Annotated in this window: 24 protein-coding genes; 20 read left to right on the top strand and 4 right to left on the bottom strand. The window is 29.1% G+C overall.

Features of this window, described 5'->3' with window-relative positions; genetic code table 11:
- Positions 1–248 precede the first annotated feature (248 nt).
- On the top strand, positions 249–1,073 hold the full coding sequence (hisJ, locus tag OIF33_RS06385) for a histidinol-phosphatase HisJ (RefSeq protein ID WP_322503392.1): 825 nt from the start codon (positions 249–251) through the stop codon (positions 1,071–1,073).
- 118 nt (positions 1,074–1,191) lie between these two features.
- On the opposite strand, the gene OIF33_RS06380 is transcribed toward hisJ, so the two are convergent.
- A complete protein-coding gene (locus OIF33_RS06380; RefSeq protein WP_322503391.1) occupies positions 1,192–2,628 on the bottom strand; it encodes a tetratricopeptide repeat protein in 1,437 nt (478 codons plus the stop codon).
- A gap of 396 nt (positions 2,629–3,024) precedes the next feature.
- Positions 3,025–4,932: an NAD(+) synthase gene (locus tag OIF33_RS06375; protein ID WP_322503390.1), complete on the bottom strand. Its 1,908-nt coding sequence runs from the start codon at positions 4,930–4,932 to the stop codon at positions 3,025–3,027.
- Positions 4,933–5,238: 306 nt separating this feature from the next.
- On the opposite strand from OIF33_RS06375, the gene OIF33_RS06370 reads away from it, so the two are divergent.
- The 18 genes from OIF33_RS06370 (at position 5,239) to OIF33_RS06285 (ending at position 20,466) form a co-directional block, all read left to right on the top strand.
- Positions 5,239–5,652 carry an NfeD family protein gene (locus OIF33_RS06370; protein ID WP_322503389.1) on the top strand — a complete coding sequence of 138 codons (414 nt, stop codon included), beginning with the start codon at positions 5,239–5,241 and terminating at the stop codon, positions 5,650–5,652.
- A gap of 12 nt (positions 5,653–5,664) precedes the next feature.
- Positions 5,665–6,609 (top strand): SPFH domain-containing protein, encoded by a 945-nt coding sequence (locus tag OIF33_RS06365; RefSeq protein WP_322503388.1) that lies wholly within the window; start codon positions 5,665–5,667, stop codon positions 6,607–6,609.
- Between the two features lie 189 nt (positions 6,610–6,798).
- Positions 6,799–7,851, top strand: a complete 1,053-nt coding sequence (locus tag OIF33_RS06360; protein ID WP_322503387.1) for an alanine racemase — start codon at positions 6,799–6,801, stop codon at positions 7,849–7,851.
- Positions 7,852–8,107: 256 nt separating this feature from the next.
- On the top strand, positions 8,108–9,142 hold the full coding sequence (locus OIF33_RS06355; RefSeq protein WP_322503386.1) for an RnfABCDGE type electron transport complex subunit G: 1,035 nt from the start codon (positions 8,108–8,110) through the stop codon (positions 9,140–9,142).
- 16 nt (positions 9,143–9,158) lie between these two features.
- The gene (locus OIF33_RS06350) at positions 9,159–9,827 is read left to right on the top strand and encodes an electron transport complex subunit E (RefSeq protein WP_322503385.1); all 669 of its coding nucleotides are present in this window, start codon (positions 9,159–9,161) and stop codon (positions 9,825–9,827) included.
- A gap of 29 nt (positions 9,828–9,856) precedes the next feature.
- Positions 9,857–10,432: an electron transport complex subunit RsxA gene (gene rsxA / locus OIF33_RS06345; protein ID WP_322503384.1), complete on the top strand. Its 576-nt coding sequence runs from the start codon at positions 9,857–9,859 to the stop codon at positions 10,430–10,432.
- 17 nt (positions 10,433–10,449) lie between these two features.
- On the top strand, positions 10,450–11,250 hold the full coding sequence (locus OIF33_RS06340) for an RnfABCDGE type electron transport complex subunit B (RefSeq protein WP_322503383.1): 801 nt from the start codon (positions 10,450–10,452) through the stop codon (positions 11,248–11,250).
- A 95-nt stretch (positions 11,251–11,345) separates the two neighbouring features.
- A complete protein-coding gene (locus OIF33_RS06335) occupies positions 11,346–11,846 on the top strand; it encodes a dCMP deaminase family protein (protein ID WP_322503382.1) in 501 nt (166 codons plus the stop codon).
- Positions 11,847–12,017: 171 nt separating this feature from the next.
- The gene (locus OIF33_RS06330) at positions 12,018–12,482 is read left to right on the top strand and encodes a MarR family winged helix-turn-helix transcriptional regulator (RefSeq protein WP_322503381.1); all 465 of its coding nucleotides are present in this window, start codon (positions 12,018–12,020) and stop codon (positions 12,480–12,482) included.
- Position 12,483: 1 nt separating this feature from the next.
- Entirely contained in the window at positions 12,484–13,458 is a 975-nt protein-coding gene (locus OIF33_RS06325) for a beta-ketoacyl-ACP synthase III (RefSeq protein ID WP_322503380.1), read from the top strand.
- A gap of 95 nt (positions 13,459–13,553) precedes the next feature.
- The gene (gene fabD, locus OIF33_RS06320; protein WP_322503379.1) at positions 13,554–14,498 is read left to right on the top strand and encodes an ACP S-malonyltransferase; all 945 of its coding nucleotides are present in this window, start codon (positions 13,554–13,556) and stop codon (positions 14,496–14,498) included.
- Between the two features lie 3 nt (positions 14,499–14,501).
- On the top strand, positions 14,502–15,242 hold the full coding sequence (gene fabG, locus OIF33_RS06315) for a 3-oxoacyl-[acyl-carrier-protein] reductase (protein ID WP_322503378.1): 741 nt from the start codon (positions 14,502–14,504) through the stop codon (positions 15,240–15,242).
- A gap of 14 nt (positions 15,243–15,256) precedes the next feature.
- The gene (gene fabF / locus OIF33_RS06310; RefSeq protein WP_322503377.1) at positions 15,257–16,498 is read left to right on the top strand and encodes a beta-ketoacyl-ACP synthase II; all 1,242 of its coding nucleotides are present in this window, start codon (positions 15,257–15,259) and stop codon (positions 16,496–16,498) included.
- Positions 16,499–16,509: 11 nt separating this feature from the next.
- Entirely contained in the window at positions 16,510–17,001 is a 492-nt protein-coding gene (gene accB, locus OIF33_RS06305) for an acetyl-CoA carboxylase biotin carboxyl carrier protein (RefSeq protein WP_322503376.1), read from the top strand.
- A gap of 2 nt (positions 17,002–17,003) precedes the next feature.
- A complete protein-coding gene (gene fabZ / locus OIF33_RS06300) occupies positions 17,004–17,423 on the top strand; it encodes a 3-hydroxyacyl-ACP dehydratase FabZ (protein WP_322503375.1) in 420 nt (139 codons plus the stop codon).
- An 11-nt stretch (positions 17,424–17,434) separates the two neighbouring features.
- Positions 17,435–18,787, top strand: a complete 1,353-nt coding sequence (locus OIF33_RS06295; protein ID WP_322503374.1) for an acetyl-CoA carboxylase biotin carboxylase subunit — start codon at positions 17,435–17,437, stop codon at positions 18,785–18,787.
- A complete protein-coding gene (accD, locus tag OIF33_RS06290) occupies positions 18,780–19,658 on the top strand; it encodes an acetyl-CoA carboxylase, carboxyltransferase subunit beta (RefSeq protein WP_322503373.1) in 879 nt (292 codons plus the stop codon). Before OIF33_RS06295 ends, accD begins: the two co-directional genes overlap by 8 nt.
- Entirely contained in the window at positions 19,651–20,466 is an 816-nt protein-coding gene (locus OIF33_RS06285) for an acetyl-CoA carboxylase carboxyltransferase subunit alpha (RefSeq protein WP_322503372.1), read from the top strand. The genes accD and OIF33_RS06285 overlap by 8 nt, the downstream gene beginning before the upstream one ends.
- Before the next feature lie 80 nt (positions 20,467–20,546).
- Here the strand turns inward: OIF33_RS06285 and OIF33_RS06280 are convergent, their stop codons facing one another.
- Positions 20,547–20,936, bottom strand: a complete 390-nt coding sequence (locus tag OIF33_RS06280) for a PadR family transcriptional regulator (RefSeq protein WP_322503371.1) — start codon at positions 20,934–20,936, stop codon at positions 20,547–20,549.
- 125 nt (positions 20,937–21,061) lie between these two features.
- On the opposite strand from OIF33_RS06280, the gene OIF33_RS06275 reads away from it, so the two are divergent.
- Positions 21,062–21,286: a ground-like protein gene (locus tag OIF33_RS06275; protein ID WP_322503370.1), complete on the top strand. Its 225-nt coding sequence runs from the start codon at positions 21,062–21,064 to the stop codon at positions 21,284–21,286.
- 61 nt (positions 21,287–21,347) lie between these two features.
- Here OIF33_RS06275 and OIF33_RS06270 read toward each other — a convergent pair whose 3' ends face one another.
- Complete coding sequence (locus tag OIF33_RS06270; protein ID WP_322503369.1) at positions 21,348–22,166, bottom strand: TIM barrel protein; 819 nt, start codon at positions 22,164–22,166, stop codon at positions 21,348–21,350.
- Positions 22,167–22,272: the final 106 nt, after the last annotated feature.

Raw genomic sequence — 22,272 nt, 5'->3', positions numbered from 1 at the left:
AATATCTCCTTAAGGTTTATTTTGCCTTATTTATTTAATAATGTATAATATAAAGAGACTAAAAACTATAGGAATCTTAAGTTGGAATCTTAAGTTTTATAGTTTTTAATTTAGTTTAATTATATATCATATGTTTATTTAGGTTTTTATTTATTGAATCTTTACCTAAGGGTGGATTACTATAAATAAAGATATATGCCTTATAATAATTTGACAAAAAACATAACAGAATATTACGGAGGATAAAGATGATTTTAAACACAAGAAGAGATGGACATGTACATAGCACTTATTGTCCTCATGGAAGTGATGATAGTTTAGATATGTACATTGATACCGCATTAAAAAATGGTATTACTGAAATAACTTTTACAGAACATATGCCACTTCCTATGGAAGATCCTTCTCCAAGGAAAAATAGCGCTCTACCTATGGAGAGATTAGAAGAATATCTAAAGGGTATAGCTGAATTAAAAGAGAAGGTTAAGGATAAAATTAAGGTTAATGTAGGTTTAGAGGTAGATTATGTTGAAGGATATGAACATGAAACTAAAGCTATATTAGATAAGTATGGAAAGTATTTAGACGATGCTATTCTTTCTGTACACATAGTAAAATTTGAGGGTGAATACTATCAAATAGGAAACGGGTCAGATATGATTGGCCAATTAGTAGAAAAGATAGGTGGAATGGATAAACTCTATGATTTATACTATGAAACCATGTTAAAGTCAATTAAGAGTGATTTAGGAAAGTACAAGCCTAAACGAATAGGACATCCAACTTTAGTAAGAAAATATAAAGAAGATTTTCCAAATGAGAAATATAACATGAAACTTTTAGAAAATGTTCTTAAAGAGATGAAAAAAGGTAAATATGAGATTGATTTAAATACTTCAGGACTTAGAAGAGAAAAATGCGGAGAAGTACATCCACAAGGAATATTTTTAGATTTATGCTTAAAGTATAATATACCGATGGTTTTAGGATCAGATTCTCATAGTTCAAAATATGTGGGAGTAGAATTTGAAAAAGTTGCAAATATGATTTTCCCTGATTCAGAAGCAATGTAATTTTTAAGTTAATATTTATTTTAAATTTTAAAAAAATTATAGTTTTAAATTAACTATTATTAATATAAAACTATAAATAAAAAATCACAGATTTTAATTAAAACCTGTGATTTTTTTATTATTTACCGTAGATAATTTTCTTAGTAACGTCATTATAGAACATTGTATTTGGATAATTATCTTCAATTTCTTGAGCATATTTCTTAGCCTCAGCGCTATTACCTTCTTTATCATATAAGATAGCTAAGTTATATAAGCATTGAGGAGTGTACATAACATCTTCAGCATTTGGTTTAGCTTTATAATTATTTAAATAATCTTGGAAGTATTTAATTGCTTCTGCATTATTATCTAAGTTCTCATAAGAAGTTCCTATGAAATACATTAAGTGAGGCTTTAAGTAAGAACCATCTGAGAATGCATATGCTTTTTGAAAATCTTTAAGAGCATCCTCATATTTTTTCTCTTTAAATAAATCTGATCCTTTTAAGTATAAATCTTTAACTCCATCATTTTTCATTAACTCCTCGGCTTTATTATAAGCATCTAAAGCATCTGCTGGGACTTTATCCTTTGGAGTAGAAGTTAATATTGTATAAAGAGAAGTTATGTCTTTATCTTGAACAGCTTTATTTAATTCATCTACATTAAGTGTTTTATTTTCAGTTGATGAATTTTCGCTTGGCTTATTCTCTGTTGAATTACTAGCTTGGTCAGTACTTTCTTCAGTTGAAGTTACTTGAGTATTACCTGCATTTGTAGTTTTTATATTCTTTGTTATACCATAAGCAAGTAGTAGGACAATAGCACCTGAAACAGCTACAGCAACATACTTAACAGGTTTCTTTTTATTTGATTTTTTTGAATTTGACTTTTCATTTTTAAAGTTAGGTGTACTAATAACTCTAGGTTCATTATCATCCTTAGTTTCTTTAGCTTCCTTTATTTTTTCATTTTTAATTTCATCTTTTTTATGGAAGTCAACTTTTGTTACATTATCAAGATGTTTATTTTCAGCTTTTGGAGCTTCTTTAATTGGAGTTTCCTTAACTGATTGACTTATTTTTATATCATCGATTTTAATATCTTCTTTTGGTGTTTCTTTATTGATATTAATAACTGAAGCTTGTTCAACTTTTGAATTTTCTTTAACCTTTTCAGTCTTTTTAACTTCAGGATTAGTTTCAGGCTCTCTTTTTTCTAATTGCTTAGCATATTCTTTTTGAGCTTCTTCTTGAAGTCTAGCCTTAATTTCATCCTTCATAGTATCACTGAATATAGTACTCATTGCTAGTTTTTTCTCATCTATATTATTAAACTTTTCAAGTTTTGTTCTAGCTTCTTCATTGTTGTTGTACTCAGAGTTTATTTTCCAAGAAACAATAGCATCACTTATTCTATTAAGCTTCTCAAGAGCTCTTCCTTCTAATATAAGTGCTTCTTCATTATTATAATCTTTATCAAGTACTTTTTCACATATATCTAATGCTTCCTCATAATTTCCATTTTCATATTGAGCTAATGCTTTTTTAAGTTTTTTATCATATTTACTCATAGCCTCCTAGCTCCTCCTTTTTAAATAATTTGTATCAAACATATTTTGACAAAATAACTGATTTAAAATAAGTATCTGTCTAAATTCTAATTATACATTATCTATATAAAAGTTTACAATATATTTTTGGCAAAAGTATGTCAATGTTCTTAATTTTTTTACAAAATACTATTTTTTTGTATAAGAATACACCAAAAATAGTAAAAATAATTCGTTAAGATAGGTGATTTATCTCTGAATACATTAAAAAAATAAAAATAATTTTTGTTTTTTTTAAAAATTTAATAAAAAAACTATAAACATATTCTAAAAACTATTTATTTCAGAATATTCTAGATTATAATAAATAGTTTTAGAATAATATTTATAGCTTAAATTAAAAAAACTTAATTATTTTTATATTAAAAAATCATTATATACTGCATCAGAAGGCATTCTCCAATCACCTCTAGGTGAAAGGGATATTGAACCTACCTTTGGACCGTCTGGAAGAGCAGAACGCTTAAATTGTTGAGTAAAGAATCTTCTTATAAATTTATCTAACCATTTTTTTATGGTTTCTTCGTCATAATCGTTTTTGAAGGCTTCCTTGGCTAGCAAGAATATTCTTTCAGGACTTGAACCATGTTTTATAAAATGATATAGAAAGAAATCATGAAGTTCATATGGACCAACAATATCTTCAGTTTTTTGAGCGATTTTTCCCTCTTTATCCTTTGGTAGTAACTCTGGGCTAACAGGGGTATCTAAAATATCTAGTAATGCTTCTTTAGCATCATCTGAAATTTCATTATTAGCAAAGTAATTAACTAAGAATCTAACTAAAGTTTTAGGAATAGAGCAGTTAACAGAATACATTGACATATGATCTCCATTATAAGTACACCATCCTAAAGCTAATTCAGAAAGATCACCAGTACCTATTAATAAGCCACCTTCTTTATTTGCTATATCCATAAGTATTTGAGTTCTTTCTCTTGCTTGAACATTTTCATAAGTTACATCATGAATCTCTTTATCATGACCAATATCTTCAAAATGTTGAAGAGCAGCCTTTACTATATTTATTTCTCTAAAGTCACAATCAAGTTCTTTGCAAAGAGTTACAGCATTATTATATGTTCTGTCTGTAGTCCCGAAACCAGGCATAGTTACAGTTATTATATTTTCTCTAGGTATATTTAACATATCAAATGTTTTTACAACTACTAATAGAGCAAGAGTAGAGTCAAGGCCACCTGAAATACCTATTACGGCTCTCTTTAGATTAGTATGTTCTAATCTTTTAGCAAGAGCAGCTGCTTGTATATTTAATATCTCTTCACAACGAGCTTCCATTGCGTATTGTGATTTTGGTAAGAATGGATGTTTATCTATTTCTCTATCAAAATTATTTATTTTTGTATTCTCTAAAGTAAAAGGTATAAATCTAGGTTCATTTTGTTCATTAAAAGTAGAGTTTCTAAAGCTTATATTTTTAGTTCTTTCAGCATCTAATCTAAATAGATCAACTATACCAGTTAATAAATCATTTTCTCTTCTAAATCTATTATTTTCTTTTAATATAGTACCATTTTCAGCTATAAGCATATGGCCACTGAATAATAGATCTGTAGTTGATTCATGAACTCCAGCTGAAGAATAAATATATGCGCTCATTGTTCTAGCACTTTGATTTTGTACTAATGACTTTCTATATGAGCTCTTTGATACAAGTTCATTAGAAGCTGAAAGGTTACAAATAAGGTTAGCACCCATAAGAGCTAAATTAGAGCTAGGTGGTATAGTAACCCATAAGTCTTCGCAAATTTCAAATCCTATTTTTAAGCTTTCAAATGAGAATATTAAATCAGTTCCAAAAGGAACTTCTTTTTGAAAAGGTAAATCTAAATTTAATCCTTTAATATTGAAACCTTCTGTGAACCATCTTTTTTCATAGAACTCTGAATAGTTTGGTATGTAGCTTTTTGGAACTATACCTAAAACTTTTCCATTTAGGATTATGTATGCACAGTTATATAAAGAATATCTATATAATAAAGGAGCACCAACAGCTATTAATATATCTTTTTCTTTAGAAAAGTTAACTAAGCTTTCTATAGCTAAGTTACAATTTTCAATTAGTTTTTGGTTTGTAAATAAATCACCACAAGTGTAAGCAGATATACTTAACTCTGGAAAAACTAAAACTTTAACTTCCTCATCTATAGCATCTAAAATCATATTCTCTATTTCTTTAAGATTATATTTTATATCACTTATTTTTACTTTAGGTGAAGCTGCACCTACTTTTATGAAATCCATAGCATCATCTCCATTTATATTTTATTTTTAGTATTTCTATAGTAATAAAAGTTTATCCCATAAGGAAATATGTGTTTTTAAATAATATTTTCTTATAGTAGAAACATTTACTAAACAAACCTATATATTAAATATTAATGTGAATTCTTAATAAAATCAACTGAAGAAATATAGTATTTATTAACTCTTATAATGTTTTATAATATTATTTTAAAAAGTTAAAAATAATACTTGCAAAAATAATGTATAAACTGTATAATAAAGTAAATATTAATAAAAAGTAAATTAAATAAAGGAGGGGTATTAATGTTATGGCTTTGGGTAACAGTAATTTTAGCAGGTATAATTATAGACTATTTAAGCTCTGACGTTCTATTTGTTGGATTTTCCTTTGGGGCTCTAGGTGGGTTAGTATTAGCATTTTTAAATGCTAATGTAATATTACAATTCATACTATTTGCCATAATAACAATTTTCTTTTTCTTCTATATTTATCCTAAAATTAAGAAGAAAATAAAGTTGGATAATATAGGAACTAAAACAATGGAACAAGACTATGTAGGCAGAAAACTTATATTAGATGAAAACATAGAGGATTCAGCGTTAATTAAATTTGAGGGGATTTATTGGACATTTAAAAGTGTTAGTGGTCCTTTAAAAAAGGGGACAAAGGTCGAGATTATAGGTATAGAAGGAAATAAAATTCTAATTAAAAAATAGGAGGGGTTACAAATGGTAGCTACTGTAATTATTATAATCTTATTATTAATAGTGGTATTTGCGGCAATTTCTTCAATAAAAGTTGTAAATACAGGATATGTTTATGTATTAGAACGTTTTGGACAATTTAGTAAAATATTAGAGCCAGGTTGGCATTTAGTTATTCCTTTTGCTGACTTTGTAAGAAAAAGAATTTCAACTAAACAACAAATATTAGATATACCTCCACAGTACGTAATCACTAAGGATAATGTAAAAATTGAAATTGATAATGTTATATTCTATAAAGTATTAAACGCTAAAGATGCAGTTTATAATATAGAAGATTTTAAATCTGGTATTGTTTATTCAACTATAACAAATATGAGAAATATAGTTGGTAATATGTCTTTAGATGAAGTTTTATCAGGAAGAGATCAAATAAACTTAGAGCTTTTAACAATAATAGATACAATAACAGATGCTTATGGTATAAAAATACTTTCTGTAGAAATTAAAAATATAATGCCACCAGCTGAAATTCAAGATGCTATGGAAAAACAAATGAAGGCCGAAAGAGATAAGAGAGCTACTATATTACAAGCTGAAGGATTAAAACAAAGTGAAATAGCAAAAGCTGAAGCAGAAAAACAGGCTAAGATTTTAAGAGCAGAAGCAGAAAAAGAAGCAAATATTAGACATGCTGAAGGTTTAAAGGAATCTCAATTACTTGAAGCCGAAGGTAAAGCTAGAGCCATTGCAGAAGTTTCTAAGGCAGAAGCTGCCGCTATTGAAAGAATAAATACTGCAATAATTGAATCTGGAACTAATGAAACAGTAATAGCATTAAAGCAAGTTGAAGCATTAAAAGAAATGGCTACTAATCCAGCTAATAAGCTTATTTTGCCTAATGAAGCAGTATCTTCTCTAGGTAGCATAGCGGCTATTGCAGATATATTAAAAGAGAATAAAAAATAGTTCTGAAGAATATACTATAAATGAGTCTTTTATAAGGCTTACGTAGGAATTTGTTTTTCCCTTTACTTTTAAATTAAGTAAAGGGATTTTTTTATTTGGATATAATTAATCATAAATTAGTAATTTATATATTCATAAAAAAATGTTATCATATAAAATGTAACTTTAATGTAGAAAGAGGATTAAAATATGAGTAATTATTTTTGGTGCGATGTAAATTTAAAAAATATAGAGAATAATATAAATATAATAAAGGATTTAATCCAAGATAAAAAATTTATTGCTGTTATAAAAGGAGATGCTTATGGATTAGGAAGTAAAAAAATTGCCGAATTCATAGAAGATAAAGTTGATATAATAGCTGTAGGTAATATAGAAGAAAGTTTATGCTTAGAAAATATTAAAAAAGATATACTTATATTATCTCCTTTATGCACAAAAGAAGATTTTAAAGATGAGAGAGAAAATTTAATATTAACTTTAGACAATGAAGAGATATTAGATGATTTAAATAAAGAGACAAAAAGAAGAGTACATATATATGTAGATACAGGAATGAGCAGAATGGGAATAAAACCTGAAAGATTAGATTCGTTCATAGAGAAAATAGAGAAGGATTTCCCTAACATTGAGATTGATGGTATATATACTCATTTACATAATGCAAAGGATGTTAATTATACTTTAAATCAAGTAAATTTATTTAAATCTACTACTGAGAAATATATAGGAAAAGTAAGGGTAATACATTGTATGGCATCAAGTGCTATTGTAAATGATCAATTAAGCAAAGCATGTGATTTTACTACAGGAGCTAGAGCTGGAAATGTCCTTTATGGATATATAGGATTTAATAAAGGAATTAAGAAAACTTATGAGTACTATGCAAAACCAGTAAATACTTATAAAGTTGTAAAAGGACAAACTGTTGGTTATGGATGTCTATTTAAAGCTAATAAGGATATGGAAATAGGAATAATTGAATGTGGTAATGTACATGGATTAGGTATAAGTAGAGAAATTAAAAATAATGTTTTTTATGATATATTTAGAATGGTTTATAGAAGATTTAAGGAAAGAAGTGTAATCTTCAATAATAATATACCAGTAAAGATATTAGGAAAAGTAAATATGAATATAACTATTATATCAATGGAAAATTGTTCAAAAGATTCTGTTTTAAAGGTTGATATTTCTCCTATAATATCAGATTCAAGCATAGAAAAAAGATATATTTATTAGAAATAATTTAATAGTTTAAATTAAAAGTTTTTAGAAACATAAGACTAAACAAATTTAGTCTTATGTTTTTTTGTTTTTTGTAATATTTTAAGAATTAAAATACTACCTTTTAATATAGCCTTAAAAGAATGATACTAAATTAAATTTCTAATTTTAACTAATGCTTTAAAATAAAGAACATAATACAGAAAAAAAGTAAGGTACTAAGGATTTTAGATTTTTAAATTAATTGTTTTATGGGAGGGAGAAAGAAATCATGAAAGAAAATCTAAAATTAGGACTTATACTTTGTTTAATAACTTCATTTGCTGGTATATTTTTAGGCTTTGCTAATGAATTTACCAAAGAGGTTATTGCTCAAAATTCAAAGTTAAGTGCAGAAGATTTAAAGGAAATATTACCTAGCGCAAATAAAATAGAAGATTTTGCTTTTGAAAAAAAGGAAGATTCAACCATATCGGAAGTTTTTGAAGCAAAAGGAGACTCAGGAAGTGTGGGATATGTTATAAAGGTCTCTCCAAAAGGTTTTAATGGTGCAATAGATATGGTTGTAGCTATTGATAATGAAGGCGGGATTAGTGGAGTTAAAATTTTATCACAATCAGAAACTCCAGGATTAGGTGCAAAAGTAGAAGAGACTATCTTTACTGATAAATTTAAAGGGTTAACAATTGAAGATAAAATTAAAACAGTTAAAACCGCTCCAAGCAATGAGGGAGAAATTCAAGGAATAACAGGGGCTACAATATCATCAAATGCAGTGCTAAGTGGAATTAATGATTCTATAAATTTTTATAAAGGAAATATTTTAGGAGAAGATTTATCACAAGAAAAGGCTTTAAATTTAGCAAATATTAATTTAGAAGGAACTTCTAAAGAATTAGCTATTGAGTTAGAAGAAGGAATAGAAAAAGTTCATATAGTATCTAATGATGAAAAAGAAATTGGATATGCAATTGAGGGAAGTCATGTTGGAATGTATGATGATAAACCAATAAAGTTTGCTGTTGGAATTTCTAATGGGGGAATAGTTACAGGAGTACAAATAATAGATCATAAAGAAACTGCTGGCCTTGGAGATTCAATAGAGGATGAAAATTTCTTAAATGGATTTATAGGAATTTCTTCTTTAGATAAGCATTCAGTTAAAGAAAATACAGCAGAGATTGATGTAAGTTCCTATGGAGAAGTAATAAATGTTGATTCCGTAAGTGGAGCAACAAAAAGTTCCATGGCTATTATAAAAGGAGTTACAAATGTAATTAACTTTTATAATAATAATCTTAATTAATTAGGGAGGGATATTTTTGAAGGTTTTATTTGAAAGATTAAAAAATGGTATAGTTACTGAAAACCCTATATTTGTTCAGGTATTAGCTATGTGTCCAACCCTTGCTGTTACTTCAAGTGTTGAAAACGCTATAGGTATGGGAATTGCTTCAACTGTTGTTTTGATTTTTTCCAATATGATAATTTCAGCTTTAAGAAAGTTAATACCAAGTAAAATAAGAATTCCAGCATATATAGTTATAATAGCTTCCTTTGTTACAATAGTTGATATGTTAATGAATGCCTATGTTCAATCGTTATACAAATCCTTAGGGATTTTTATACCACTTATAGTTGTTAACTGTGTTATTTTAGGGCGTGCAGAGGCTTATGCTTCTAAAAATCCAATAATACCATCAATTTTTGATGCTGTTGGAATGGGAATAGGATTTATAATAGCTTTATTTTCCATAGGTACTTTTAGAGAGATATTAGGAGCAGGAACATTCTTAGGAATGAGCATTATGCCACAGGGATTTAAACCAGCTACTATTATGATATTAGCACCTGGAGCATTCTTAACATTAGGTGCCTTAATGACATTTTTAAATTATAGAAATATAAATAAGGCAAAAAAAGAAGGAAAGAAAGCTAAATGTTTGGAACATAATTGTAGTACTTGTTCTGGATGTGGCAAAAATTCTTGATAAAAATATAGGAATTAGGGGTGAGTAGTATGGAATTATTACTAATTTTTATTGGTGCTATGCTTGTTAATAATTTTGTTTTATCTAAGTTTTTAGGTATATGTTCATTTATAGGAGTATCAAAAAAGAAGGAAGCTGCAATTGGAATGGGCCTTGCTGTTACCTTTGTAATGGTGCTTGCTAGTATAATATCTTGGCTTGTTTATAATTTAGTTTTAGATAAATTAAATATAACATATTTAAAAACTATAGTTTTTGTACTTGTTATTGCTTCTTTAGTTCAATTTGTTGAAATGGTTGTAAAAAAATATAGTCCTAGTTTATATAAAGCATTAGGAATATTTTTACCTTTAATAACTACAAACTGTGCGGTTTTAGGTATGGCTGTTACAAATGTTGAAGAAGGATATACATTAATTCAGTCTATAGTCCATGCTTTAGGTGCTGCTAGTGGATTTATGCTTGCTATAGTTTTAATGTCCTTTTTAAGAGAAAGAATAGATAATAATGAAGAAATACATCCTTATTTTAAAGGATTACCAATAACTCTTTTTACAGCAGCACTTATGTCTATAGCATTTTTAGGATTTCAAGGACTTATATAAATTAGGAGGATTTTAAAATGGATTTTTCAAGTATATTATTTTCTATTTTAATTTTAGGTATATTAGGTCTTTTATTTGGAATTCTTTTAGGGTTTGCTTCAAAAAAATTTGAGGTTAAAGTTGATGAAAGAATTCCTAAAATAAGAGAAATTTTACCTGGTGCTAACTGTGGTGGATGTGGTTACCCAGGATGTGATGCCTATGCTACTGCTGTAGTTGAAGAGGGAGCTGATATTACATTATGTGGTGTTGGAGGAGCAAATGTATCTAAACAGATTGGAGAAATTTTAGGAGTAAAAGTTAAAGCTGTAGAAAAGAAGGTTGCCTTTGTAAAATGTATGGGAGATTGTAATAAAAAGAAAGTTAAATTAAACATACCTACAGATAAAGGTTGTGATGAAGCTAAAGTATTCTTGGAAAGTAAAGAAAATGAAGGGTGTAAATATGGATGCTTTGGTCTAGGAAGTTGTAAAGATGCTTGTAAGTTTGGAGCTATAAGTATTATTAATGGTATAGCACAGATTGATTCTTCAAAATGTGTAGCATGTAAAGCATGTGTTAAAGCCTGTCCACAAAATCTTATTGATATAATAAAAGATGATCAAAAAGTAGTTGTTAAATGTAATTCTAATGATATTGGAAAAGTAGTAAATCAAAATTGTACTGTAGGATGTATTGGATGTAAAATATGTGAAAAAAATTGTCCAAATGAAGCTATAAAGGTTGAAAATTCATTAGCAACTATTAATTATGAAAAATGTAATTCCTGTGGAGTATGTGCATCAAAATGTCCTAAGAAAACGATAAATTTAAGATAAAATTGAGATTAAATAATAAAGAAAAACTTGAAAACACTTGAAAAAAAATAAAAAAACTTTAAAATTAGTGTTAAGTTCTATTTAGGAGGGTTAATATGATTAGCAAAAGAGAAGATTATATTTCATGGGATGAGTATTTTATGGGAGTTGCATTAATTAGTGCTAAAAGAAGTAAGGATCCAAACACTCAAGTTGGAGCTTGTATAGTAGATAGTGATAATAAAATAGTCGGAATTGGGTATAATGGTTTTCCTAAAGGATGTTCAGATGATGAACTACCTTGGAATAATACTGGAGAGTTTTTAGAAACAAAATACCCATATGCATGTCATGCTGAACTTAATGCTATTTTAAATAGTACAGGTAAAAATGTTAAAAACTGTAGAGTATATGCAACATTATTTCCTTGTAATGAATGTGCTAAAGCTATAATTCAATCTGGAATAAATGAGGTAATATATTTATCAGATAAGTATAAGGACACTGACATTGTTAAAGCATCTAAGCTCATGTTTGACAAAGCCAATGTAAAATATAGGTATTTAGGTAGTAAAAGAGAAAATTTATTAATATCATTTAGACCTGAAGATGTTTAACATAAATAAAGCCTATAGGAAATATCCTATAGGTTTTATTTGCTTAAAAAATAGAAGAGTTGACAATTCTTATTGAGTATAGTATATTTTGAATATCAAAATATTTGATTTGACATTCAAAATGTTTGAATTTTATATCTAATAATTTTGAAGTAAGGGAGCGATTTTAGGATGAGGGAAAGTGAGTTAGTACTAAATAATATTTTAGTAAAATTATTTAATAATATTTTGAGAATAGAGGAATTTGCGTTAAAAAGTTCACCTTTTAACGATTTATCAATAACAGAAAACCATACTATAGAGGCTATAGGAGTAGGGAAAGCAAGAACAATGTCTGAAGTGGCATTAGATTTAAATATTACTGTAGGAACTTTAACAACTGCTATAAACAAGCTAATAAAAAAGGGATATGTTAATAGAAGAAGAATAGAAGAAGATAGAAGAGTTGTTATGATAGAGCTTACAGAAAAGGGAACTTTAGCTTATAAAGTACATGAGAAATTTCATGAAGAAATGATAGATCATGTTCTAGAAGAACTAGGTGTTCAGGAGGAGGAAGTCTTAATAAGTTCTTTAGGGAAGCTAGATAAGTTCTTCGAAAAGAAACTAGAACTTATAAAATCAAAGGAGATTTAATATGAAAAATGCTAAAATGATAGGATTTGGCTTGTACACACCTAAAAATTTAATAGAAAATGAAAGATTACAAGAATTTTTAGATACTAGTGATGAATGGATTAGAACAAGAACTGGAATAGAGAGAAGATATATTTCACTAGAAGAAAATACATCTGATTTAGCAGTAGAGGCTGGAAAAGTGGCTTTAGCTAAAGCAGGCCTAAGTGCAGAGGATATAGATGTTATAATCTTAGCTACTGTAACTCCAGATAATTTTACTCCATCTACAGCATGTATAGTACAAGATAAATTAGGAGCTAAAAATGCATGGGCTTTTGATATAAACGCAGCATGCACTGGGTTTATATATGCACTTAAGATGGGAAGATCACTAATAAAATCAGGAGAAGCTAAAAATGCATTGATAATAGGCGCTGAAACTTTATCAAAGGCACTTAACTGGGAAGATAGAGGAAGTTGTGTATTATTTGGTGATGGTGCTGGAGCTACTGTTATTACAGCTACTGAAGAAGATTGTGGAATAAGATGTGTTAATGTAAAATCAGATGGAACGAAAGGTGATTCGCTTGTCATTGAAGCACTGCCATTAAATAGTCCATTTAAAAATGAAAAGAAGGTTTCTGAAAATTACATAAGCATGAATGGAAGAGAAATATTTAAATTTGCTACAAAAGTAATGGAAGAAAGTATAGTTGAAATTTTAGAAAATGAAAATATTAAGATAGATGAAATTGATGCTATAATTCCTCACCAAGCAAATCTAAGAATTATAGATTACGTAGGTAAAAGATTAGGAATACCAACTGAAAAATTTATAATAAACCTAAAAAATTATGGTAATACATCTGGTGCAAGTATTCCAATAGCACTTTGTGAGGCTGTAGATGAAGGAAAAGTAAAAAGAGGAGACAACATAATAATGGTTGGATTCGGTGGTGGTCTTACTTGGGGAGCTACTTTAGTTAAATTATAAAATTTCAAAAAACAAAATCTAGAAAATAATATTATATAAGAATATAATTATAAATATATCAATTTTTAATCCGTTATGTTTTAGGAGGTATTTTAATGGCTAAACTAGGATTTTTATTTGCAGGGCAAGGCGCTCAATATGTAGGTATGGGAAAAGAGTTCTTTGATAAATTTGAAGAGAGTAAAGAGATATTTAAAATAAGTAGTAATGCTTTAGGATTAGATATGGAAGAATTATGTTTTAATGATCCAGATGGATTATTAAATAAAACAGAATTTACTCAACCTGCAATAGTAACAACAAACATGGCTATATTAACAGCTTTAGACAAATTAGGAATTAAGTCAGATATAAGTTGTGGATTAAGTCTAGGAGAATATTCTGCACTTATTCATAGTGGTGCCATTAACTTTGAGGATGGAGTTAAGCTTGTTAAAAAAAGAGGTAAGTTTATGCAAGAAGCTGTTGCCGAAGGCATTGGGGGTATGGTTGCAGTTTTAAGAATGACACCTGAGCAAGTTGACGAAATAATAGAGAAAAGTTCTGAATATGGAGTAGTTGAAGGTGCAAACTATAACTCACCTGGTCAAATTGTTATATCTGGAGAATTAAAAGCTCTAGATAAAGCTATGGAATTCATAAAAGAAGCCGGTGGAAGAGCCGTAAAATTACCAGTTTCAGCTCCTTTTCATTGTTCAATGTTACAACCAGCAGCTGAAAAGTTAGAAGAAGAATTAAAGAAAATCTCAATAAATGAACTTAATGGTGTTGTTATGTCAAACGTTAAAGGCGAGGCTTACTCAGAAGATGATGACATAATAGAACTTTTAACTTCTCAAGTTAAAAAATCTGTTTTATTCGTAAATGATATAGAAAAGATGCTTGAAAATGGTGTTGATACTTTTATAGAAATAGGACCAGGTAAAGCCTTAAGTGGTTTTGTGAAGAAAATAAATAAAAATGTTACTGTACTTAACGTTGAAGATTTAAATTCATTAGAAAAAACATTATCAAAATTAAAAGATATGGAGGTACTTTAATCTATGTTAAAAGATAAAGTAGCAGTAGTAACTGGTGGAACAAGAGGTATTGGAAGAGCGATTGCTTTAAAATTAGCAGATAATGGAGCAAATATAGTTATAAATTATAGAAATTCCGATAAGGAAGCAGAAGAATTAAAAGCTATTTTAGAAGAAAAAGGTGTAAAAGTTCTTACTGTAAAATGTGATATAAGTAATTTTGAAGACTCTAAAAAACTTATTGATAAGTGTAAAGAAGAATTTGGAAAAATAGATATTCTTATAAATAATGCTGGTATAACAAAAGATACATTAATTATGAGAATGAAAGAAGAAGATTTTGATAGTGTAATAGATGTTAATCTAAAAGGAACATTTAATTGTGCTAAACATGCTTCTGCCATAATGTTGAAACAAAAGTTTGGTAAAATTATAAATATGACATCTGTTGTTGGAATAACAGGTAATGCTGGTCAATCTAACTATGCAGCATCAAAAGCTGGAGTTATAGGACTAACTAAGTCATTAGCTAGAGAGTTAGGAAGTAGAGGAATAACTGTTAATGCAGTAGCTCCTGGATTTATAAATACAGATATGACATCAGTTTTATCTGATAAAGTTAAAGAAGAGGCTATTAAAAATATTCCTTTAAAGAAATTAGGGAATCCTGAAGATATTGCTAATTTAGTAGGATTTTTAGCATCAGATGCAGCAAATTATATAACAGGTCAAGTCATAAATGTAGACGGCGGAATGGTAATGTAGGAGGATTTATTATTATGGAAAACAGAGTTGTTATAACGGGAATGGGAGCAGTTACCCCAATCGGAAATAATGTAAATGAATTTTGGACGAATGCTAAAAATGGTGTTTGTGGAATAGATGAAATAACTTTATTTGATACTACTGATTATAAGGTTAAAATAGCAGGAGAAGTTAAAAACTTTAATGTAGAAGAGTTTATTGATAAGAAAGAAGCTAAGCGTTTAGATAGATTTACTCATTTTGCTCTTGTTGCTACAGAAGAAGCTATGAAAGATGCTAAGTTAGATTTAAGTAGTGATAATGTAGATCCAAATAGAGTTGGAGTTATTGTTGGATCTGGAATAGGAGGATATGCTACTTTAGAAGCTCAGTTTGATGTTTTATTAAACAGAGGACCAGCTAGAGTTTCTCCATTTGCAATTCCTGCTGGAATAATAAATTTAGTGGCTGGAAACATAGCTATTAAATATGGTGCAAAAGGAGTATGTGAATCATTAGTTACAGCTTGCGCAACAGGGGTAAGTTCTATAGGAGCTGCTTATAGAAGTATAAAACATGGATATTCTGATATAGTTATATCAGGAGGATCAGAGGCAGCTATAACAAGAGCTGCAATCGCAGGTTTCACTAATCTTAAGGCATTAAATACTAATAACGAGCCAGAGAGAGCTTCAATTCCATTTGATAAGGAAAGAGCTGGATTTGTTATGGGAGAGGGTGCTGGAATATTAATTTTAGAAAGCTTAGAAAGCGCTCAGAAAAGAGGAGCTAAAATCTATGGAGAAATCATAGGATATGGTGCAACTTGTGATGCATATCATATAACTTCACCTGATCCAGAGGGAGAAGGAGCTAAAAGAGCTATTGAAGCTGCTATTGAAGAAGGTAAAATAAATAAAGATGAAGTTTCATATGTAAACGCACATGGAACAAGTACTCCTTTAAATGATAAGTTTGAAACTTTAGCTATTAAAGGATGCTTTGGGGAACAAGCTTATAAGATTCCTGTTTCATCAACAAAATCAATGACAGGTCATCTTCTAGGTGCTGCTGGAGCTATAGAATCTGTAATTTGTATAAAAGCCCTAGAAGAAGGATTTATACCTCCAACAATAGGCTTTAAAGTTCCAGATGAAGAATGTGACTTAGATTATGTTGTAAATGAAGGTAGAGAAGCAGATTTAAAATATGTAATAAATAATGCACTAGGTTTTGGTGGTCATAACGCATCATTATTATTTAAAAAATGGGATTAGGAGTTGAAACAATGAACCTTAATGATATTAAAGAGCTTATAGATAAAATAGATTCTTCTAACATTTCTTATTTCGAAGTTAAGATAGATAACTCATATATAAAAATGGATAAATCACTAATTAGAAACTTAACAGAAGAAAGTAAGTCTTCAAACGTAGAAGTTAATGAAATAACCGAAGTAAAAGAAACAAAAGTAGAATCAGTTTCAAAATTAGAGGAAACTGTATTAGAAAATGTTCAAGAAGTTGTAGCTGATGAGGAATTATATGTAGTTACTTCACCAATGGTAGGTACATTCTATGAATCATCTGGTGTTGGTGAAAAAAGTTATGTTTCTATTGGAAGTAAAATTGCTCCAGGAGATATTTTATGTATAGTTGAAGCTATGAAACTTATGAACGAAATTGAAAGTGAAGTGTCTGGAGAAATTGTTGAGGTACTAGTTGAAAACGGAAATATGGTTGAATACGATCAGCCGTTATTTAAAGTTAGGAGAGCATAATTATGATGAATATAAATGAAATTAAGGAAATTCTTCCTCATAGATATCCTTTTTTACTTGTTGATAAAGTAGAGGAAATAACAGAAAATAAAGTTGTTGCATATAAAAATGTAACTATAAACGAACCTTTCTTCCAAGGACATTTCCCAGACTATCCAGTGATGCCAGGAGTATTAATAGTAGAAGCATTAGCACAAACTGGAGCAGTGGCAATGTTAAGCAAAGAAGAATTTAAAGGAAAAACTCCTTTCTTTGCGGGAATAGATAAGCTTAGATTTAAGAAGCAAGTTTTACCTGGAGATACCTTAAGATTAGAAGTTGAAATAATAAAACTTAGAGGAAGCATCGGATTTGGTAAAGCTACAGCTACTGTTGATGGAAAAATCGCTTGTTCTGGAGAAATTATGTTTGCAATAGGTTAGGTGATTAGAGTATGTTTAAAAAAATATTAATAGCAAATAGAGGTGAAATAGCTGTTAGAATAATAAGAGCTTGTAGAGAATTAGGAATTCTTACAGTTGCTGTTTATTCTGAGATAGATAGAGATGCACTGCATGTACAATTAGCTGATGAAGCCGTGTGTATAGGACCATGGAATTCTAAAGAAAGTTACTTAAATATTCAAAATATACTAAGTGCTTGTGTTTTAACTGGTGCTGAAGCTATCCATCCTGGATTTGGTTTTTTATCTGAAAATCCAAGATTTGCTAAAATGTGTGAAGAGTGTAATATAGAGTTTATAGGTCCTAATTGGAGATCTATAGAACTTATGGGTAACAAAGCTATGGCAAGAGAAATAATGAAGAAAGCTGATGTTCCTGTTGTACCTGGATATGAAGGAGAAATTGAAAGTCCAGAGTTTGCTTTAGAGATAGCAAAAAAAATAGGTTTTCCTGTAATAGTAAAAGCTTCTGCTGGTGGTGGTGGAAAAGGAATAAGAATAGTCTATAAAGAAGAAGATTTTATTTCAAACTACAACACAGCAAAATCAGAGGCTCGAACAAACTTTGGAGATGATAAAATCTACATTGAAAGATTTGTTGAGAAACCTAAACATATAGAAGTACAGTTATTATGCGATAAACATGGAAATGCTGTTTACCTTTTTGAAAGAGATTGTTCAGTCCAAAGAAAAAATCAGAAGATTTTAGAGGAAGCTCCTTCAGCAATTTTAACTGATGAACAAAGAGCTAAGCTTGGAGAGATAGCTGTTAGAGCTGCAAAAGCTGTAAATTATCATAATGTTGGAACAATTGAGTTTTTATTAGATAAAACAGGTGAGTTCTATTTCATGGAAATGAATACTAGAATACAGGTTGAACATCCAATAACTGAAATGATAACAGGTATTGATCTTGTTAAAGAACAAATAAAAGTTGCTGCTGGTAAAGAATTAGAAGTAACTCAAGATGATTTAAAAATAAATGGCCACTCTATAGAATGTAGAATAAATGCCGAGGACCCAAGCAAAAACTTTATGCCATGTCCTGGATTAATAAAAGATGTTAATTTCCCAGGTGGCTTTGGAGTTCGTTTAGATACAGCTATTTATTCAGGATATAAGATTCCTCATTGTTATGATTCAATGATTGGGAAATTAATAGTTCATGGCAAAGATAGAGAAGAAGCAATTTCTAAAATGAAAAGAGCTTTAGATGAGTTTGCTATTGATGGTATAACAAGTAACATAGACTATCACTTTTTAATATTAGATCATGAAGATTTTAAAAATGGTACTTATAATACTTCATTTTTAGCTGAAAAGTTGGTGAATAAGTATGATTAAGAATTTATTAAACAAAAGAAAATATATAATGGTTAGTTCAGTAGAATTAAATGATGCTGAGGTAGGTCCAGAAGAAAAACCTAATATACCATCTGGTATGTGGAGTAAGTGTGAAAAGTGTGCAAAAATACTATATACTGAAGATTTAAAAGAGAATTTTAATGTGTGTCCTAGTTGCGGGCATCACTTTAAAATAGGTGCATATGAAAGAATTGAATACTTAACAGATAAAAATAGTTTTGTTGAATTTAATAAGAAAGTCGTTGGAAGAAACCCATTAGACTTTAAAGGATATGAAGAAAAAATTAAGGGCTATCAAAAGAAAAGCAATGTTGTTGAAGGAGTTGTAACTGGAGAAGCTCTTATTGCTAACAGAAAAGTCGTTCTTTGTGTAATGGATTCTAATTTCATGATGGGAAGCATGGGAACAGCTGTTGGTGAAAAAATAACAAGAGCTGTTGAATATGCAACTAAAAACAGACTTCCTTTAATAATATTTACTTGCTCTGGTGGAGCAAGAATGCAAGAGGGTATTTACTCTCTTATGCAAATGGCAAAAGTTAGTGGTGCTATTTATAGACACAATCAAGAGAACTTATTATATATTACAGTATTAACTAATCCTACTACAGGTGGGGTAACTGCTAGCTTTGCTATGGAAGGCGATATTATATTAAGTGAGCCTGGATGTTTAGTTGGTTTCGCTGGTAGAAGAGTAATAGAAGGTACTATAAATGAAAAACTACCTGATGATTTCCAAACAGCAGAATTCTTACTACAAAAAGGATTTATTGATAAAATAGTAGAAAGAAAAGATTTAAAACAGGTATTAACTTCTCTTTTAAGAATGCATGAGGTGGATTATGAGTAGAGAATTAATAAGAACGGCAGATGCATGGAGTAAAGTAAAAATAGCTAGAGATCCTAATCGTCCTAATGCGAAATTTTATATAGATGAAATATTTGATGAATTCATCGAATTACATGGAGATAGAAATTTTGGTGATGATAAGGCAATAATAGGTGGAATAGCTCTTCTAAATAATTTAAGTTTTACTGTTGTAGGTATATGTAAGGGAGAAAATACTAAAGAAAATATAAGAAGAAACTTTGGTATGCCTCATCCAGAAGGATATAGAAAAGCATTAAGACTTATGAAACAAGCAGAAAAATTTAAAAGACCAATAATTTGTTTTGTTGATACTCCTGGAGCTTTTTGTGGAATAGGGGCTGAAGAAAGAGGGCAAGGGCAAGCTATAGCTCAAAACCTAGTTGAACTTATGGGATTAAAGGTTCCAGTAATATCAATAGTTATTGGAGAAGGTGGCAGTGGTGGTGCCTTAGCATTAGCTGTTGCTGATAGAGTATTCATGTTAGAACACTCAGTTTATTCAGTATTATCTCCAGAAGGTTTTGCATCTATATTATGGAAGGATGCATCCAGAGCAGAAGAGGCTGCTAATGTAATGAAAATAACTGCACAGGACTTAAAAAGTTTTAATATAATAGATAAAATAATAAAAGAGCCTAGAGGGGGCGCTCATAAGAACCCTGCTAAGACAGCTCAAAATATTAAAAAGACACTTCTAGAAACATTGTCTGAAATGAAAGGTACAAATTTAGATACCTTATTAAACGAAAGATATAACAAATATAGAAATATAGAAAATAATCTATAGGATATATTTTATATAAAATGAAACACATGAGTTTTATTTAAACTCATGTGTTTTTTATTAGATAATATTTAAAATAGAGATTAAGTTGTAAGCATCTTTATTAATATATCTATTATTGATTTATTTTTCTTTAAAGCATCCACATAGTCAGCTACGTGAAGTTTATAGTATTCTTTACCTTCATCTGTTATTCTATACATCTTTTTTGTTCTTTTATTTATAAAGTCATCACCTATCCAGTAACTTGTAACTAATCCTTTTTGCTCTAAGTCGTAAAGTGTATCATAGATTGTACTAGATGATACTGGAAATGGAAGGGGAGAACTAGAAAATTCATCTTTAAAAGCTTCTAGAACTTTATTTCCGAAAACTTCATGTCCTTTTGAAAGTTCTTTTAATACATAAAAAGAATATAACTGTTTTGCATTTATAATATTTCTTGGTGCAACCATACGAGTTCTTTTATTCAAAAAACCTCACCTCCAAATTTTACATTTTATATTATAAGTATAACTCAAATTATTACATAAAGTAATTAACAATTTATAATTTCTTGAATATACTATATTATACAAAAGAAGTGAGGTGAACTATTATGTCAAGAAGGTGTCGTTGTAGAAGAGATTGTTGTTGTTGTTGCAGAAGAGATTGTTGTTGCAGAAGAGGTTGTGGTGGCTTTGGAAGTTGCGGCGGATTCGGTGGATTTGGCGGATGCAATGGATTTGGTAATTGTGGATGCGGATTTCCTCTAATTTTACTTCTTCTACTAGGCTGTGGTGGATGCGGTGGCTTTGGCTTCAATCGTGGATGCTTCTTTTAATTAGTATTCTATATAATAACAGCATAGATTGGTTATATAAGGTAGGAGAATTTCTCCTATCTTATAATTTTTCATAAGTTTCTTTTAGTAATAAGGCATCTTTCTCTAAAAGTGGACTTTCACAAATTATACAACCTTTTACTTTATAATCTTTAAGTGCTCTTAAACATTCAACATAGTTAAAATCACTTTCTAAAAATGGCAAGTGATTTCTTTCTCCTTTTGCAGTGTAATGTATTCCAGACATATGAATATGTAAATCTTCTAAAGCTTCATTGCCTAAATTTTCTTTTATATATTCTAAGATTTCTGCAAAATCTTTATATTCCTTTAGAGCACCAATTCCTCTTGCATGAATATGAGAAAAATCGATACATAGTTTACAAGATGGAACTTCTTTACATATATCAACTAATTCTTGTAAATTTCCAAATTGAGTTCCTTTTCCTGTAGTTTCTAATCTATAATCAACACCTTCATAAGGAAGTTTCTTTAAATTCTTCTTTATTTCTTCTAAAGTATCTTCTTTTGAAGATTTTAAATAAAATCCTGGATGGAATACTAAACTTCTACCTCCGACGCTTTTTAGAGCTTCAGCTCCTTTAAGTATTCTTTCAATAGATTTCTCTTTCTTTTCCTCTTCTTCAGCATTTAAATTTATAAAATAAGAACCATGGGCTGAAAGATAAAAATCATTTTTTTCTTTAACTTCTATTATTTTATCCTTATTCTTGGCTGTAACATTGACAGATCTAACAAAAGGAAGTTCCATAGCATCTAGTCCTATTTCTTTTAAATATTCAATTCCTGTTGCATAGTTGAATTTCTGGCCTTCTTCACCGTTTGGTAAACCTGAAATTCCAAATAAAAGTTTTTTCATTTTATCACCTCTTTTTAAAGTATAGCAAAACACTAGGAATTATTCAATAGAAAGTAATTATTATTTAATATGAATTATATTCTATCAATTTTCTTAATATATAGAT

The organism is Clostridium sp. LIBA-8841, assembly GCF_034439435.1.
Taxonomy (GTDB): Bacteria; Bacillota; Clostridia; order Clostridiales; family Clostridiaceae; genus Sarcina.
This window is presented reverse-complemented; position numbering and strand designations above follow the sequence as displayed.

What these genes read in the sequence shown, in the direction of transcription:
- hisJ (WP_322503392.1), top strand. Translation starts at nt 249, where the DNA reads ATGATTTTAAACACAAGAAGAGATGGACATGTACATAGCACTTATTGT.
- OIF33_RS06380 (WP_322503391.1), bottom strand. Translation starts at nt 2,628, where the DNA reads ATGAGTAAATATGATAAAAAACTTAAAAAAGCATTAGCTCAATATGAA.
- OIF33_RS06375 (WP_322503390.1), bottom strand. Translation starts at nt 4,932, where the DNA reads ATGGATTTCATAAAAGTAGGTGCAGCTTCACCTAAAGTAAAAATAAGT.
- OIF33_RS06370 (WP_322503389.1), top strand. Translation starts at nt 5,239, where the DNA reads ATGTTATGGCTTTGGGTAACAGTAATTTTAGCAGGTATAATTATAGAC.
- OIF33_RS06365 (WP_322503388.1), top strand. Translation starts at nt 5,665, where the DNA reads ATGGTAGCTACTGTAATTATTATAATCTTATTATTAATAGTGGTATTT.
- OIF33_RS06360 (WP_322503387.1), top strand. Translation starts at nt 6,799, where the DNA reads ATGAGTAATTATTTTTGGTGCGATGTAAATTTAAAAAATATAGAGAAT.
- OIF33_RS06355 (WP_322503386.1), top strand. Translation starts at nt 8,108, where the DNA reads ATGAAAGAAAATCTAAAATTAGGACTTATACTTTGTTTAATAACTTCA.
- rsxA (WP_322503384.1), top strand. Translation starts at nt 9,857, where the DNA reads ATGGAATTATTACTAATTTTTATTGGTGCTATGCTTGTTAATAATTTT.
- OIF33_RS06340 (WP_322503383.1), top strand. Translation starts at nt 10,450, where the DNA reads ATGGATTTTTCAAGTATATTATTTTCTATTTTAATTTTAGGTATATTA.
- OIF33_RS06335 (WP_322503382.1), top strand. Translation starts at nt 11,346, where the DNA reads ATGATTAGCAAAAGAGAAGATTATATTTCATGGGATGAGTATTTTATG.
- OIF33_RS06330 (WP_322503381.1), top strand. Translation starts at nt 12,018, where the DNA reads ATGAGGGAAAGTGAGTTAGTACTAAATAATATTTTAGTAAAATTATTT.
- OIF33_RS06325 (WP_322503380.1), top strand. Translation starts at nt 12,484, where the DNA reads ATGAAAAATGCTAAAATGATAGGATTTGGCTTGTACACACCTAAAAAT.
- fabD (WP_322503379.1), top strand. Translation starts at nt 13,554, where the DNA reads ATGGCTAAACTAGGATTTTTATTTGCAGGGCAAGGCGCTCAATATGTA.
- fabG (WP_322503378.1), top strand. Translation starts at nt 14,502, where the DNA reads ATGTTAAAAGATAAAGTAGCAGTAGTAACTGGTGGAACAAGAGGTATT.
- fabF (WP_322503377.1), top strand. Translation starts at nt 15,257, where the DNA reads ATGGAAAACAGAGTTGTTATAACGGGAATGGGAGCAGTTACCCCAATC.
- accB (WP_322503376.1), top strand. Translation starts at nt 16,510, where the DNA reads ATGAACCTTAATGATATTAAAGAGCTTATAGATAAAATAGATTCTTCT.
- fabZ (WP_322503375.1), top strand. Translation starts at nt 17,004, where the DNA reads ATGATGAATATAAATGAAATTAAGGAAATTCTTCCTCATAGATATCCT.
- OIF33_RS06295 (WP_322503374.1), top strand. Translation starts at nt 17,435, where the DNA reads ATGTTTAAAAAAATATTAATAGCAAATAGAGGTGAAATAGCTGTTAGA.
- accD (WP_322503373.1), top strand. Translation starts at nt 18,780, where the DNA reads ATGATTAAGAATTTATTAAACAAAAGAAAATATATAATGGTTAGTTCA.
- OIF33_RS06285 (WP_322503372.1), top strand. Translation starts at nt 19,651, where the DNA reads ATGAGTAGAGAATTAATAAGAACGGCAGATGCATGGAGTAAAGTAAAA.
- OIF33_RS06275 (WP_322503370.1), top strand. Translation starts at nt 21,062, where the DNA reads ATGTCAAGAAGGTGTCGTTGTAGAAGAGATTGTTGTTGTTGTTGCAGA.
- OIF33_RS06270 (WP_322503369.1), bottom strand. Translation starts at nt 22,166, where the DNA reads ATGAAAAAACTTTTATTTGGAATTTCAGGTTTACCAAACGGTGAAGAA.